The following is a 14,904-nucleotide window of genomic DNA, read 5'->3' as shown; positions in this document are numbered from 1 at the left end:
TGAGAATGGCGCTTGGAACGGCTCACGACGCAAGAGGAATCGGCGAAAAATCGATCAGCATGACCGTGCGTGCACCCGATTTCGCACCGGGCGCGCAGACGACCGGGCTGACGTGATGGCAAACGGCGGCATCATCGATGATGTAGCTGTCGAGCGGCTCGGTCAGCATGAAAGTGGTGAGCGCATCGGCGGGCACGTCGGTAATGCGCTCGCCGGCATACCGAGGCGCGGCGATATAGTTGAGCCCACCCGACACGCCGCTACGATTGACCAGATGAACCGCGGTATACGGCTGGCCGTCGCGGTGCAGGCAGTCTGGCGTGCTTCGTGACGGCTTGCCGGGAAGCGCATTGAGCCGAACCAGATGAAAGCCGCATTGCAGCGGCTCATCGCCGCCCGTCCAGCCTGTCAGATCGAAGTCGAACCAGATCAGCCGGTGAATCAACGAAAACTGCAATACGCGATCACTCGTGCGCAGGAAACGGCGGCGCACGCCGCCATATTCCGGTTGAAATTCGGTTGCCTGCTGATATTCGATTTCGACCTTGCCGCCGTCGCCTACGATGCCGGGCTTCCAGCGCAAGGTTCGAGTCGACGGCGTCAATACGGCTTCGGCATAACAGCGATGCCGGCCGTCGCCACCGAAGCCGTCGAGCGGCAAGGTCTGCGCATAACGCGCCAACTGATCCAGTTCCCGCCGCTCAACCTCGCAGAGCATCAGATCCGCGTGGTCGAACGTCGCCCAGCCCATCGTGCGCAGAGCATTGCCGATCTCCGAATCCACACGCGGGTCGGCTGGAAAACTTCCCTCTTCGATCCTTTGCATGCTTTCATCCCGAACTTGGAATTTGGAGAAAAACGACTCACGCACTGAATCGCCCACTCCAATTACTATGTATTTCTAACTAAATAGGCGAGATTCCACGGTCAAAATTGAATCAACTGATTTTGGATTTCCGACTATGCCCACCCGGATTCCATTCGCATCCGGCATCCGATAAGCATCTAGACCGATAGCGTTTGGCCGTGACGCTCGCCAAGACAGGCACGACCTTTACCCATCCTGCGTCCAGACGGACCCATCATTTCTCGCTCGCCATGACGTCTGCGCCATCCGCCATCAGCCGGTTGCAGAGTTCCTGCGCGATTTCGGCAACTGTTGGAAAATCCCATGCGATCGTGGGCTCCACGACACAATGCAGCGTTTCCTCGATCTCGCCGCATAACGCAAGCGCATAGACCGAATCGAGTCCGATCGTGTCCAGCGGCGTGCGAGGTCCGATGTCCTCCGGCGAAATTTGCAGATAACGCGCAATCCGCTCCGTCAGCCATTGCTGGATCGACGAGCTGTCGAGATTCGCGAGATCGGGCGTTTGAGGTTCAATCGTTTTCAGGGACATCGGCACCTCCGTTGAGTACGGCATGATGTAGACAGAACGAGCGATTCGCATCGACGCGTGCGACGATCTCCGACATGACCGCGTCGTGAATATCCGGTGACAAAATCGACTTCGGCCGCCCAAGCCGCGCCTGCAGACGGGATAACGCCGCGACAATCCAGGCAGATTCGCCGACAAACGATTGCTCCGTCGTCGCCCTCTGCGCCTGCCATACCCCCACGCAAGCGGCCGCGGCCGCGAGCCACGCATAGCGCTGAGCGAGTGCGAAGCTATCGGGGTGAGCGCCCGGACCTGTCTCACTGGGCGCCAATGACGCCGACGCAATACGAAGCTCGTCGCAAGCCGTCGCGAGATCGCGAACGAGACGTTCGATAGACGTATTGCGTTCACCGGTTGAAGAAAATGTGTCGCATGCATTGGAGAGCGTATCGAGCAACCGGTCTTCGCCATGTGCCGCGATGGTCAGCGCATCGAAGTCGAACGGCGGCAACGGCACATGCTCGTCGAACAATTCAAGCGCGGCTCCCGCGCGACGTGCGGCCCGACGCCCAAGCGCCGGCAATTGCGAAAGCAGCGTGAGCAGACACGCCGTGCCACCAGCATGCGCGACGCTCACGATCGGCAAATCGCGCATCATCTTGCCGAAAATGGCATACGGCCCGTCACGCAAATACGCGCGCGCACCGAGTATGACCGACAACGTATTCATACTTTCTCGCAACAACAGCGGCACGAGATATTTGACGGTGGCGGCATAGACAGATGCATGCGCAGGGACGAGATGCAAGCTGCGAGCGGCAGCCCGCACCAAACAATCAGCACTCAGAAGATCCACCATGACGTCGCTCAGCGCGCTGCGCACATATGGCAACTCGATGACTCGCGCACCATACAGCCTGCGCTCGCGTGCAAAGCCGACCACTACCCGCAGCGCCGTATCCAGCATGCCGATCGCCATGCCCGGCAACACAATTCGCGTGACCTGGAACGAACGCAGCGAGATCTCGGCCCCCGAACCGCGCGATGCGACGATTCGCCCGACCGGCACTCGACAACGCGAAAACTTCAGGCCCGCGAGATGGCATGCACGCACGCCGGCCGTGCGATAACGCGTCAGTATTTCCAGCTCGCCTGCATCGATGGCAGATTGAAGTTGCTGTCGGTCGAGCAACAGAATCGAATGGCTGCGCCCGCTCGATTTTTCGTCGGTACGCGCGAACACGACCCAAGCGTCCGCGCGATGTGCGTTGTTGATCACTTCTTTGACGCCGTCGAGCAAAAGGTTTCCGTCGTGATCCGGATAAGCCCGGAACGCATTACGCAGGAAATCGTTCCCGTGGCTAAGCTCGTGATATGCCACCGACACTTTGCCGCCGCTCAATAACAGATCGCTTAGTTCACGCTGCTGCCGGGCAGATCCCCCGGCCCAGACGTTGACGGCCGCCACGAACGACGAGACGCCATAGCCGATGCCGAGTGCGGCGTCGCGACGAAACACCGGACGCAAGCGCCTCACCATCTCGTCCGCCGTGTCCCACCGTCCGCCCAGACGCCTCGGCACGAATTCGGCGTTCATGCCCCAGCGCTCGAGCACAGCCTCCGCCTGCTCGCATAGCGTTCCGCGTTCGTCGGCTTCCAGAACCCGCGCATAACCGAGCGGATTGGTGGGATCGAATGGATCGCCAAGCATTCGCTCGATATCGGAACCGCCATCGCGCGCCGCAGCGTCGCCCAAACCTCGCGCCGATGGCGCCGTGATTGGATTGGCGCTCACACCGACCCTCCGTTGCCTTTCGCGAGCCCGCACGGCAATAGCGAGAACAGTCGATCGTTATCGTACTGATACGACAATGCAAGCCAAAGCGCTTCACCGGCAGCTTCGTCAAAATCGACGGTATGGCCAAGCTCGCTTAGCACACGTTGCAATACAACCCGCAGCCACCGCCCTTCGCGCCATATCGATGCGACCTCGCCGGCATCAACGTGATCTGCCATATGCAGCCATAATCCGAGCCCAGCGGCTCCCGCGTAGCAAAGCGCATAGCGCTTCGCAAGCTCGAACTGCTCGACAGGCACGCGCACGCGCACCGGCGCGCTGTCGAGCATCTGCTGATGCACGTCGTCTGCGGCTGCCACGAGCCGTCGAGTCAACACGGTCAGCGAATCCAGCTCCGGCTCGCGCTTGGCGCGCTCGGCCATGCTTTCGAGCAATGCGGGCAAAGCGTTGACGACGCGGCATCCCTCACGCGCAATCAGACTCAGCGCATTGCGGTCAAAGTCGGGTAGCGTCGCAGTCAAATCGAACACGATGGCCGGTGCCGCCTCCGCGCCCCGCCGATACCGTTTCGCGATTGTCTGAAATTCGTTGACGATCGCATTGAGATTGACGAGCGTGTTTCCGTCGAACAACGAAACGATTCGGTTATCGCGATAAACCTTTTGAAACATCCCGTCGGCATAGACGTCCACGAGAAATGCACGCGCGCCCATCAGGTCAGCGAGCGTATCGAGCATCGCTTCGGTGCGCGTCGGCACCAGGTATTTGACCGCGGCCGAAGTCACGCTCATATCGCCGGGTAACGCCTGGATGCTTCGCGTGCCGACGAGTGCGACTGCTTCGGCGAGCAATTGATCGGCATAAGCGTCGATCAGCGTGCGTCGCGCAAGCGGCAATTCGGCGAGCGTGCGGCCGTACAGGCTGCGTTCACGCGCAAAGCGAACTGCGAGCCGCAGTGCATGATCGGCAGCGCCGAGCGAGAGCGACGCGCACAGCGTTCGCGTGAGCTGCAAACCCTTCAGCACGATTTCGAGGCCAGCGCCGCGCGATCCGATTCGCGCATCGTTCGGAACTCGCGCATGATCGAATGCAATGCCGCTGATGTCCGCGCCGCGAATTCCGTGCGTGCGTTCTTTAGGTAAATAACGCAAGCTGCCGTCTTCCAGCGCAGCCTTGTCGATCAGCAGCATGTCGAAACCGCGTGGGCCGCCCTCCGGCAACGTGCGCGCAAGCACACTGATCAACTCGCCGCGCGTGGCGTTGTTGATGAGCCATTTCTCACCGGAGATCCGATAGCCGACGTCGCCTTCGGGGCGGGTTTCGGCACATGTTTCGTTATGCAGCAGATCGCTGCCATGGTCGCGCTCGGTCAACCCCCATGACACGATTGCGCCATCGCACACACGTCCGGCGATTCGCCATGCCTGGTCAGCCGTTGCCCCCACCCAGACGCATACCGCACCGAGAAACGTCTTGCCGTGGCCGATTGCGACGGTCAGATCGCGGCGCGCCAGCATCCGGATCAACTGCAGCGGCTGCTCGAAATCTCGCAACATGCCACCAAACGCCTCGGGCACGTAATAGCGGGGCAGTCCCCATTGATCGAGGCTTGCGCAGATGGCGTCGGGAAAGCGTTCCTGCCCATCCAATGTTGCGCATCGCGCGTAGGAAAAAGCGTTCTGCGGATTGAACGGATCGCCGAGATATCGATCGAATGCGCTTGCCAATGCGAACGGAGCGTAATTCATGCGAGCGCCGTGGATTGACGCGATGCATGCGCGACCTCGCCGCATTCGCTCGAAAGCCGTTGCCGAACCTGCATCTGAATATCTTCCTGCAACACAGGCAGCCGCCCCGTCAGAAAACGCTCGCGCATCAGGCCCCGCTGCACCTTGCCGCTCGTCGTTCGCGCCACGGTGCCGCGCGGCACGAGCACCACGCTCGGAGCCGCAATGTCGAACTCGCGGGCAACAACCGCCTTGATATGAACAGACAGGTCCGCCGCCGATAAGCCCTCCGCTTCCGCTACAAGCGCTTCTTTGATCTCGTGCACAATGACAACGCGCTCGCCATCCGCATCGACCGCAAACACGGCCCCCATCCCCGCACTCAGCGCGGGGTGCAGCTCGCGGATGAAATGTTCGATATCCTGCGGATACAGATTGCGGCCGTTGACGATCAACAGATCCTTGAGGCGACCGGTTACGAAGAGTTCGCCATCGAGCACGAAGCCGAGATCGCCGGTGCGCAAGTACGGCCCTTCTCCAGTGGCAGTCTCGGCCCGGAACGTCGCGCCGCTGATATCAGTGTGCCCCCAGTAGCCGTGCGCGACGCTGTCGCCACGCAACCAGATTTCGCCGATTCGGCCGCACGTCAGCACATCATGCGTTTGCGGATCGACGATGCGCAAATCGAGATCGACGACGCGGCCGCTGCCGACCACCCGCCATGCCGGCTCGTCGGCCCTTGCGGGCGCGGCCTCGTTACGTTCGAGTGATCGGGCGTCGATATCGAGCAACACTGGAGGGGTCGCGACATGATTGACGGTGGCAAGCAACGTGATTTCCGCCATCCCGTAACAAGGCGCAAACGCGCTCGATGCAAAACCGACCGCTGCGAAGCGCGTGGAGAATGCTTCGATCGTTCGCGCACGAACCGGCTCAGCGCCATTGAGCGCCACTTTCAATGTCGACAGATCGAGCCCGGCGAGCTGCTCGTCCCGGACGGCTCGCGTGCATAGGTCGTATGCAAAGTTGGGTGCAACCGTAATCGTGGCGGCGTGATGCGTCACGGCCTCCAGCCATCGGACAGGCCGCCTGAGAAACGTGGACGGTGCCATGAACGCGCAATCGCAGCCCACATATAGTGGATGCAGCAGCATGCCGATCAGCCCCATGTCATGAAAATGGGGCAGCCATCCGGTCACCACGCTGTCGGTGTTACTTGCGACGGCGCGCTGAATCTGCGCTTCGTTATGCAGCAAATTGCGATGCGTGACGGCGACTCCCTTCGGTTCTCCAGTCGAACCGGACGTGTACTGCAAAAACGCAATCGACGACGGACCGATATCCGGCATTTGCCACGCACTTGCACCGGCGTCGTCGACGGCGTCGGTCGCTGCGCAGTGAAACGAAGCTTCGATATTCGGATCGTCGAGGCAGCGCGCCAGCCTCTGCGCTTGCGCGACCGATGCGCTCAGCACAAGCCGAATGTCGGCATCACGCATGATGCGTTTCGTTCGTTCGACGCTGCGCGCATCGCCTGGAAACGGAACCGGCACGGCGATCACCCCAGCGTAAAGGCACGCGACGAATGCTTGCAGGAACGCCAGCCCTTCCGGATAAGCCAACAATACGGGGCACGAATTTGCGCCGCGCGCCGACAGCCATGCCGCGATCGACCGCGCACGACGATCCAGCTCGTGATAGCCGAGCCTTTCTTCTCCAACGGGATCGCCGGGCTTGCCATGCATGAAGACATAATGCTTTCGGCTTCCACACCTAATTACTTGATTACTAATGTGTTCGGCAAAATTAGACGGCACGCTTTACTCCATCGGTCATTTATACAAACACGAACAAGCAAAATCGATTGTTGATGTGACCCCGAAAACAAATCAAGCAATCAACGAGCGAATCAGAATGACAAATAAGAAAGCGGAAAATGAAGTATTTTGCTTGCGAAAAAGCACCGCGGTCTCACGATAAATCCACAATGCTTGGTTAACGCTCGGCTCACCGGGTTTATTCACCAAGCGCAAAAAAAATTTTTCTGATTTTATTGCAGCAAAGTTCACGAATAGAGCATATGATCAACTTCATGCCACTGGTACTGCATACGTTGATTTACATGTAAACAACGCTCGATTGATGAATAAACAAGGTCAATTTACTTGAGTTCAGTGCTGTAAATAATCGCCGTGTCAATTGTCCGGATTTTCATTCAGACGGCCGGCGCATCGCCTTATTAAATGTGAATCGATCAATTTTATTAGGCGCTATTAAGTCGCTATTTTCATTCGCCTTTCGATATTTGAGCGGCCGATAACGCGCCGGAAATAGACGCGTCCGTTGTCATCCGTCCATTCGGATTGTGTGAAAACGGAAAGCTCGATTGACTTGCAAAAGTGAAATGAATCTCATGCTGGAAGATATGTGCGCAGCACCTTCGCCGATGGAGAAAGCCGCATTTATGACCTGTGCAGATCTCGCTTCTACGCTTCCGCGGTTGTTGCCACGCTTGCTGGCATTTGCGCGCCGCCTTTGCGGCGATACGCACGATGCCGATGATCTGGTGCAGCGCGCCTGCTTGAGAGCCCTCGAGCGCCCTCATCAATTACAGCGAGACACCTCGCCGCTGAACTGGATGATGTCGATCGTACATTCGAGTTGGATGAGCGAGCTACGCGCGCGTCGCGTGCGCACTCGATCGCAAATCGATTGGAACGACGATTTCATGGACGCATTGGAAAATCCCGCCGCCGTCGATCCGCAAGTACAGGCGATGAATGCTCAAGTCATCAGGGCAGTCGAATTGCTGCCCGAAACACTGCGCGGAACCATGATGCTGATTGCAATTGAGGGGTTGAGCTATCAGGAAGCGGCCGGCGAGCTCGACGTCCCGATAGGCACTGTGATGAGCCGGTTATGGCGCGCACGTCGCTCCATCGGCGCGCAATTCGAGATGAGCGACTGCTGACCCAACCGACTCGGCATTCGGTTCGATTGAGTTCGGTCTAACATGGAATTTCCGAGGCTGTATATTTCGGTCAATTTACGTTGACCATTTTCATTTCTCTCGCATCGGGCAATCAGCCGTGCTCGAGTCGCATCAGCAAAAACAAAAAACCCGCAAAGCCAGTGACTATGCGGGTTTCAGCATGCTGCAGCGAATGTCTTCTTCGGAACGGATCGATCACCAGAAACTGATGGTGGGTGCTGAGAGGCTCGAACTCCCGACCTACGCCTTGTAAGGGCGCCGCTCTACCAACTGAGCTAAGCACCCGCTCCGAATCGCCACTTTTTCAACTGGCGCATAGCGCTCTCAAGCAGCAAGCGTGAGATTCTAACTGATCTTTTTATAGATTGCCAGCCCGAAACAAGAAAAAACCCACGGTCTTGCAACCGTGGGCTGATTACGACTCACAACGGACATGTGCCCATCAACCGCTCAATGCTTGACGAACTCCGCCGATGCAGCATCCTGCGCCGCGGGTTCAGCAGCGACGGGTGCCGCCTTCGGTTCTTCGTCCTGCAACGGATCAGGCAAACGCTCAAGCGCCAGTTCGAGTACCTTGTCGATCCAACGGACCGGCACGATCTCGATCGCGTTTTTCACGTTGTCCGGAATCTCCGCGAGATCCTTGACGTTCTCTTCCGGAATCAGCACGAGCTTGATGCCGCCACGATGCGCAGCAAGCAGTTTCTCCTTCAGCCCGCCGATCGGCAACACCTCGCCGCGCAACGTGATCTCGCCCGTCATCGCGACGTCGGCGCGCACCGGGATGCCCGTCAGCACGGATACGAGCGCGGTCGTCATTGCTCCGCCGGCAGACGGACCGTCCTTCGGCGTCGCACCTTCCGGCACGTGGATATGGATATCCTGCTTTTCGAACGCCTCATCCTTGATGCCGAGCCGGCGCGAGCGCGAGCGCACCACCGAACGAGCCGCTTCGACCGACTCCTTCATCACGTCGCCCAGCGAACCGGTACGAATCACGTTGCCCTTGCCAGGCATCACAGCCGCTTCGATCGTCAGCAGATCGCCACCGACCTCGGTCCACGCAAGCCCCGTCACCTGGCCTACCTGGTTCTCCTTCGCGGCCAAGCCGAAGTCGTACTTGCGCACGCCGAGGAACGTGTCGAGGTTCTCGCCATCGACCTTGATCGCGCCCTGCGCCTTCTTCAGCAGCAGCATCTTCACGACCTTGCGGCAGATCTTCGATACTTCGCGCTCGAGCGAACGCACCCCCGCCTCCCGCGTGTAATAGCGGATGATGTCGCGGATCGCCTGCTCGGTGACTTCGATCTCGCCGTCCTTCAGGCCGTTGTTCTTCTTCTGCTTCGGCAGCAGATAACGTTGCGCGATGCTGACCTTCTCGTCTTCCGTATAACCGGACAGCCGAATCACTTCCATCCGGTCGAGAAGCGGAGGCGGAATGTTCAGCGAGTTCGACGTCGCGACGAACATCACGTCCGACAGATCGAAGTCGACTTCGACGTAGTGATCGGCAAACGTGTGGTTCTGCTCCGGGTCGAGCACTTCGAGCAACGCCGACGACGGATCGCCGCGGAAATCCATCCCCATCTTGTCGACTTCGTCGAGCAGGAAAAGCGGATTGCGCACGCCGACCTTCGACAAGCTTTGCAGGATCTTGCCCGGCATCGAGCCGATATAAGTCCGGCGGTGGCCACGGATCTCGGCCTCGTCACGCACGCCGCCAAGCGCCATCCGGACGAACTTGCGGTTCGTCGCGCGCGCGATCGACTGGCCGAGCGACGTCTTGCCGACGCCCGGAGGACCGACGAGGCACAGGATCGGCGCCTTCACCTTATCGACGCGCTGCTGCACCGCGAGATACTCGAGAATGCGTTCCTTGACCTTCTCAAGGCCGTAATGATCTTCGTCGAGCACCTTCTCGGCATTCGCGAGATCGTTGTTGACCTTGCTCTTCTTGCGCCACGGCAGCCCGATCAACGTGTCGATGTAGTTACGCACGACGGTCGCCTCGGCCGACATCGGCGACATCAGCTTGAGCTTCTTGAGTTCGGCGTCGGCCTTCTTCTTCGCTTCCTTCGGCATCCGCGCGGCGTTGATGCGCTTCTCGAGTTCCTCGAGATCCGCGCCTTCCTCGCCTTCGCCGAGTTCCTTCTGAATCGCCTTGACCTGCTCGTTCAGGTAGTACTCGCGCTGGCTCTTTTCCATCTGCCGCTTCACGCGCCCGCGAATGCGCTTTTCGACCTGCAGGATGTCGATCTCGGCCTCGAGCTGCGCGAGCAGATGTTCGAGCCGCTCGACGACCGGGAACATCTCGAGGATGTGCTGCTTCTGGTCGAGCTTGAGCGGCAGATGCGCGGCGATCGTGTCCGCGAGCCGGCCCGCTTCGTCGATGCCCGACAGCGAGGTCAGGATTTCCGGCGGAATCTTCTTGTTCAGTTTGACGTACTGATCGAACTGCGACACGATCGCGCGGCGCAGTGCTTCCGTCTCGGCGCTATCGGCGTGATCGGGCTCGAGCGGCAGGACTTCGCACGAGAATTGCGTTTCCTGCTCCTCGATCGACAGCGCCTGCGCCCGCTGCAACCCCTCGACCAGCACCTTCACGGTGCCGTCGGGCAGCTTCAGCATCTGCAAGATATTCGCGATACAGCCGACGTCGTACATGTCCTTTTCGGTCGGCTCATCTTTCGCGGCGGTCTTCTGGGCGACGAGCATGATATGCTTGCCGCCCTCCATGGCCACCTCGAGCGCCTTGATCGACTTCGGCCGGCCGACGAAAAGCGGGATCACCATATGCGGAAAAACGACGACGTCCCGCAGCGGCAGCAGCGGGAGCGTGGTGCGTTCCGACGGGAGAAGTTGGGTGCCTGACATTTCATTCCCCATGAATGGAATCGATTGTTCGGTAAGTAAGGCCGGCACTACGGAATGCAAGCCTTCAGCGCGTGGGAAATTTCAGTTAAAAAAAGTCACCGTCCGGTGCTGCGTCAGAGTTGCCCACAAGATAAACGAAAAAAAGCCGTTCACTACACGATGAACGGCTTTTTTGCTCATATTTAAAAGAATTACAGCCGATCAGTTCGAACCCGCCACTTTCGGCGTGTCCTCATAGATCAATAACGGTTTGCCATCGCCGTCGATGACATTGTCGTCGATGATCACCTTGCTGACCCCTTTAAGAGTCGGCAACTCGTACATCACGTCGAGCAACGCCTGTTCGATGATCGAGCGCAACCCGCGCGCGCCCGTCTTGCGGCGAATCGCCTTGCGCGCGACCGCTTGCAACGCGTCCGGGCGAATTTCGAGCTCGACCCGCTCCATCGCGAACAGCTTTTGATACTGCTTGACGAGCGCATTCTTCGGCTCGACCAGAATCTTCATCAGCGCGGCTTCATCGAGCTTGCCGAGCGTCGCGACGACGGGCAAACGGCCGATCAACTCGGGGATCAACCCGAATTTGATCAAGTCTTCCGGCTCGACCTCGCGCAGCACCTCGCCCGCGTCCCGCTCCTGCTTACTCTTCACGGTCGCGCCGAAACCGATGCCGGTTTTCTCGGTGCGATCGGTGATCACCTTCTCGAGGCCATCGAACGCGCCGCCGCAAATGAACAGGATGTTCGTCGTGTCAACCTGGATGAAATCCTGATTCGGATGCTTGCGGCCGCCTTGCGGGGGCACCGACGCCATCGTACCCTCGACGAGCTTGAGCAGCGCCTGCTGGACGCCCTCGCCCGACACGTCGCGCGTAATCGACGGGTTATCGGATTTGCGGCTGATCTTGTCGATTTCATCGATGTAGACGATGCCGCGCTGCGCCTTGTCGACCTCGTAATTGCAGTTCTGCAGCAGCTTCTGGATGATGTTCTCGACATCCTCGCCGACATAGCCGGCTTCCGTCAGCGTCGTCGCATCTGCGATCACGAACGGCACATTGAGCAACCGCGCGAGCGTTTGCGCGAGCAGCGTCTTGCCGGAGCCAGTCGGGCCGATCAGCAGGATGTTGCTCTTCGACAGCTCGACGTCGTCCTTCTTGTCGAGGTGCTTGAGCCGCTTGTAGTGGTTATAAACGGCGACGGCCAGGATCTTCTTCGCGCGCTCCTGCCCGATCACGTATTGATCGAGGATATCGCGAATCTCCTGCGGGCTCGGCAAGTCGGACTTGGACAGGCTGGCTTCGACCCCCGCCGCGGCCGCTTCGTCGCGGATGATTTCGTTGCACAAGTCGATGCATTCATCACAGATGAATACCGACGGCCCCGCGATGAGTTTCTTTACCTCATGCTGGCTTTTTCCGCAAAACGAGCAATACAACAGCTTTTCGCTGTTCGAACCTTTTTTGTCCGCCATGAATGTAGAGCCTCCGGACACGTGAATTACATGATACGCCGTTTGCCCCGACAGCCGCGTGTGGCTGCCCCCGGGAAACGGCCGCGATATTCTTTTGCCGCGGACGCTCGGGGCACATAACGGGCACCGCCTATTAGGGCGGCACCCTACTAACACTGCTTACGGACGCTTCGTCGACACGTGGTCGATCAGGCCGTAAGCCTTCGCATCTTCGCTCGACATGAAGTTATCACGATCCGTATCGCGCGCGATGCGCTCGACATCCTGGCCGGTATGCTGCGCCAGCAAATGATTCAGGCGCTCCTTCAGATACAGGATCTCGCGTGCCTGAATTTCGATGTCCGACGCCTGGCCGCGCGCGCCGCCGAGCGGCTGGTGAATCATCACGCGCGCATTCGGCAGCGCATAACGCTTGCCCTTCGCGCCCGATGCCAGCAAAAACGCGCCCATGCTGGCCGCGAGGCCCATGCAGAGCGTCGATACATCCGGCTTGATGAACTGCATCGTGTCGTAGATCGCCATTCCCGCCGACACCGAACCGCCCGGGCTATTGATATAGAGGCTGATGTCTTTGTCGGGGTTCTCGCTTTCGAGGAACAGCAGCTGCGCGACGACCAGATTCGCCGTCTGATCGTTGACCTCGCCGACCATGAACACGATGCGCTCCTTCAGGAGCCGCGAATAGATGTCATACGAGCGCTCGCCGCGGCCGCTCGTCTCGACGACGATCGGCACGAGCCCGAGCGCCTGCGCGTCGAGATCCCGCGAGGCCTGCGAAGCCAACGTGTCCACCAATTGAGCGCGATTAATCATTCGATGAGCCTTGTCCGAGAATGAATGTTTATGCAGCGGAAACAAGCCGGGAAACGCCGCGCGCTAACCGCGCCAATATAAAAACGGCGTGCGGGCCGTCGCTCCGACAGCCCGCACGCCGCTAGCGCGACACTTACGCCTGCGCCGTTGCGCTTGCCAGTGCTTCGAAGCTTACTTCCTTGTCCGTCACCTTCGCCTTGCTGAGCACGAAATCGACGACGTTGCTTTCAACGACGAACGCTTCCATCTCGGCGAGACGCTGCTGATTCGAATAATACCAGCGGACCACTTCCTTCGGGTCTTCGTAGCTCTTCGCGAATTCGTCCACTTCCGCACGAATCTGCTCGGGCTTCGCTTCGAGGTTGTTGGCCTTCACGAGCTCGGCGAGCACGAGGCCCAGCTTCACGCGGCGCTCGGCCTGCTCGGCGAACATCTCGGCCGGAATCGGCGCGTCCTTCGCATTCGGCACGCCGCGCTGCACGAGATCCTGACGCGCCATCTCGACGAGGCGTTGCTGATCCTGCTCGACGAGCGCCTTCGGCACGTCCAGCTCGGAGATCTTCAACAGCGCGTCCATCACCTGGTTCTTCACGATCGACTGCGTGCGGCGTTTCGCCTCGCGCTCGAGGTTTTCCTTGATCTCGGCGCGCATCTTCGTCAGATCGCCGTCCTCGATACCGAGCGACTTCGCGAAATCGGCGTCGATCTCGGGCAGGTGCGGCCATTCGACCTTCTTCATCGTGACCGTGAACTGCGCGGTCTTACCGGCCACATCCTTGCCGTGATAATCGTCCGGGAACTTCAGATCGAATGCGCGCGACTCGCCGACCTTCAGGCCGAGCGCCGCGGTTTCGAATTCGGGCAGCATCCGGCCTTCGCCGAGCACAAACACGAAATCCTCTGCCGTGCCGCCCTGGAACGCGACGTCATCGATCTTGCCGACGAAATCGACCGTCACGCGGTCGCCGTTCTGAGCGGCCGTGTCCGCACCGCCGTCGCCGTGCTCGCCGCTTTCACCGCGCGCATGGAAATGCACGCGTTGCTTGCGCAGGATGTCGAGCGTGCGGTCGATCTCGGCGTCGCCGATCGTCGTCGTCGAGCGCTCGACTTCAGCCGTCGCCAGATCGCCGATCTTCACCTCCGGGTAAACCTCGAACGTCGCGTCGAACGCGTAAGCGTCGGCGGCTTCGCCCTCTTTCGGTGCAAAACTCGGCTGGCCGGCCACCCGCAGGTTCTCCGAGCGGCTGATCGTGAAGAATTCCTGACCGATCTTGTCGCTCAGCACTTCCGCCTCGACTTGGCCTGCATATTGCTGCGCGACCATCTTGAGCGGCACCTTGCCCGGGCGGAAGCCCGGCATGCGCACGTTCTTCGCGAGTTTCTGGATGCGGGCGTCGATCTCCTTCTGCACGACTTCCTTCGGCAGGGAAATCGTCACGCGGCGTTCGAGCTTGCCGAGGTTTTCAACAACGTTAGCCATGGCTTCAATCGTCCTAAAATTATTCGAGCGAATCTGTTTTCCTTGCCGTGCCAGCCTGGCGGCGCAAGCGCTCACACCCCGCTTGCACAACTCGTTGAACCCACTCGTTGCGCCACGATCGGCGGCTTGATGCACGGCTTTGGCCGGAAGAATCGATCATTCTAGCAAACTATTTCCTCCGCACCGCGAGTTCCGGCCGTGGCGCGCCGCAACATCGCGCGCCACGCGCCCCGACGCGCGACGACGATCTGCGACATACGCCGGGCGGTATCCGGTAAGCTCCCGTTTCGGTTCCGTCGCGGGCCGCACCCGGCGCTGCCTGACGGCCGCCACCCCGCCGCCGACTATCCGGCGGGCGCGCCCGACGA

Annotated in this window: 10 protein-coding genes and 1 tRNA gene; 1 reads left to right on the top strand and 10 read right to left on the bottom strand. The window is 59.7% G+C overall.

The window, feature by feature from the left end; all coding sequences use genetic code 11:
• Positions 1-22: 22 nt before the first annotated feature.
• The 5 genes from AQ611_RS08685 to AQ611_RS08665 form a co-directional block, all read right to left on the bottom strand.
• Positions 23-826, bottom strand: coding sequence for a 2OG-Fe dioxygenase family protein (locus AQ611_RS08685; protein ID WP_069234244.1), 804 nt, complete (start codon positions 824-826; stop codon positions 23-25).
• Positions 827-1,082: 256 nt separating this feature from the next.
• Positions 1,083-1,400: an acyl carrier protein gene (locus AQ611_RS08680; protein WP_069235203.1), complete on the bottom strand. Its 318-nt coding sequence runs from the start codon at positions 1,398-1,400 to the stop codon at positions 1,083-1,085.
• On the bottom strand, positions 1,381-3,174 hold the full coding sequence (locus AQ611_RS08675) for an acyl-CoA dehydrogenase family protein (RefSeq protein WP_231935777.1): 1,794 nt from the start codon (positions 3,172-3,174) through the stop codon (positions 1,381-1,383). Before AQ611_RS08675 ends, AQ611_RS08680 begins: the two co-directional genes overlap by 20 nt.
• On the bottom strand, positions 3,171-4,925 hold the full coding sequence (locus tag AQ611_RS08670; protein WP_069234242.1) for an acyl-CoA dehydrogenase family protein: 1,755 nt from the start codon (positions 4,923-4,925) through the stop codon (positions 3,171-3,173). The genes AQ611_RS08675 and AQ611_RS08670 overlap by 4 nt, the downstream gene beginning before the upstream one ends.
• Positions 4,922-6,682 (bottom strand): fatty acyl-AMP ligase, encoded by a 1,761-nt coding sequence (locus AQ611_RS08665; RefSeq protein WP_180978173.1) that lies wholly within the window; start codon positions 6,680-6,682, stop codon positions 4,922-4,924. The genes AQ611_RS08670 and AQ611_RS08665 overlap by 4 nt, the downstream gene beginning before the upstream one ends.
• A gap of 686 nt (positions 6,683-7,368) precedes the next feature.
• Here AQ611_RS08665 and AQ611_RS08660 point away from each other — a divergent pair.
• A complete protein-coding gene (locus AQ611_RS08660) occupies positions 7,369-7,875 on the top strand; it encodes a sigma-70 family RNA polymerase sigma factor (protein ID WP_069235202.1) in 507 nt (168 codons plus the stop codon).
• Between the two features lie 230 nt (positions 7,876-8,105).
• Here the strand turns inward: AQ611_RS08660 and AQ611_RS08655 are convergent.
• From AQ611_RS08655 to tig, 5 genes are all read right to left on the bottom strand, one after another.
• Positions 8,106-8,181 (bottom strand) — tRNA-Val (locus AQ611_RS08655).
• 165 nt (positions 8,182-8,346) lie between these two features.
• Positions 8,347-10,770 carry an endopeptidase La gene (gene lon, locus AQ611_RS08650; protein ID WP_059513407.1) on the bottom strand — a complete coding sequence of 808 codons (2,424 nt, stop codon included), beginning with the start codon at positions 10,768-10,770 and terminating at the stop codon, positions 8,347-8,349.
• A 201-nt stretch (positions 10,771-10,971) separates the two neighbouring features.
• Positions 10,972-12,243, bottom strand: a complete 1,272-nt coding sequence (gene clpX / locus AQ611_RS08645; protein ID WP_059513409.1) for an ATP-dependent Clp protease ATP-binding subunit ClpX — start codon at positions 12,241-12,243, stop codon at positions 10,972-10,974.
• Between the two features lie 159 nt (positions 12,244-12,402).
• Positions 12,403-13,056: an ATP-dependent Clp endopeptidase proteolytic subunit ClpP gene (gene clpP, locus AQ611_RS08640; protein WP_059573326.1), complete on the bottom strand. Its 654-nt coding sequence runs from the start codon at positions 13,054-13,056 to the stop codon at positions 12,403-12,405.
• A 133-nt stretch (positions 13,057-13,189) separates the two neighbouring features.
• A complete protein-coding gene (gene tig, locus AQ611_RS08635) occupies positions 13,190-14,536 on the bottom strand; it encodes a trigger factor (protein ID WP_069234240.1) in 1,347 nt (448 codons plus the stop codon).
• Positions 14,537-14,904: the final 368 nt, after the last annotated feature.

Origin of the sequence: Burkholderia singularis (assembly GCF_001718875.1) — a bacterium.
Lineage (GTDB): Bacteria > Pseudomonadota > Gammaproteobacteria > Burkholderiales > Burkholderiaceae > Burkholderia > Burkholderia singularis.
This window is presented reverse-complemented; position numbering and strand designations above follow the sequence as displayed.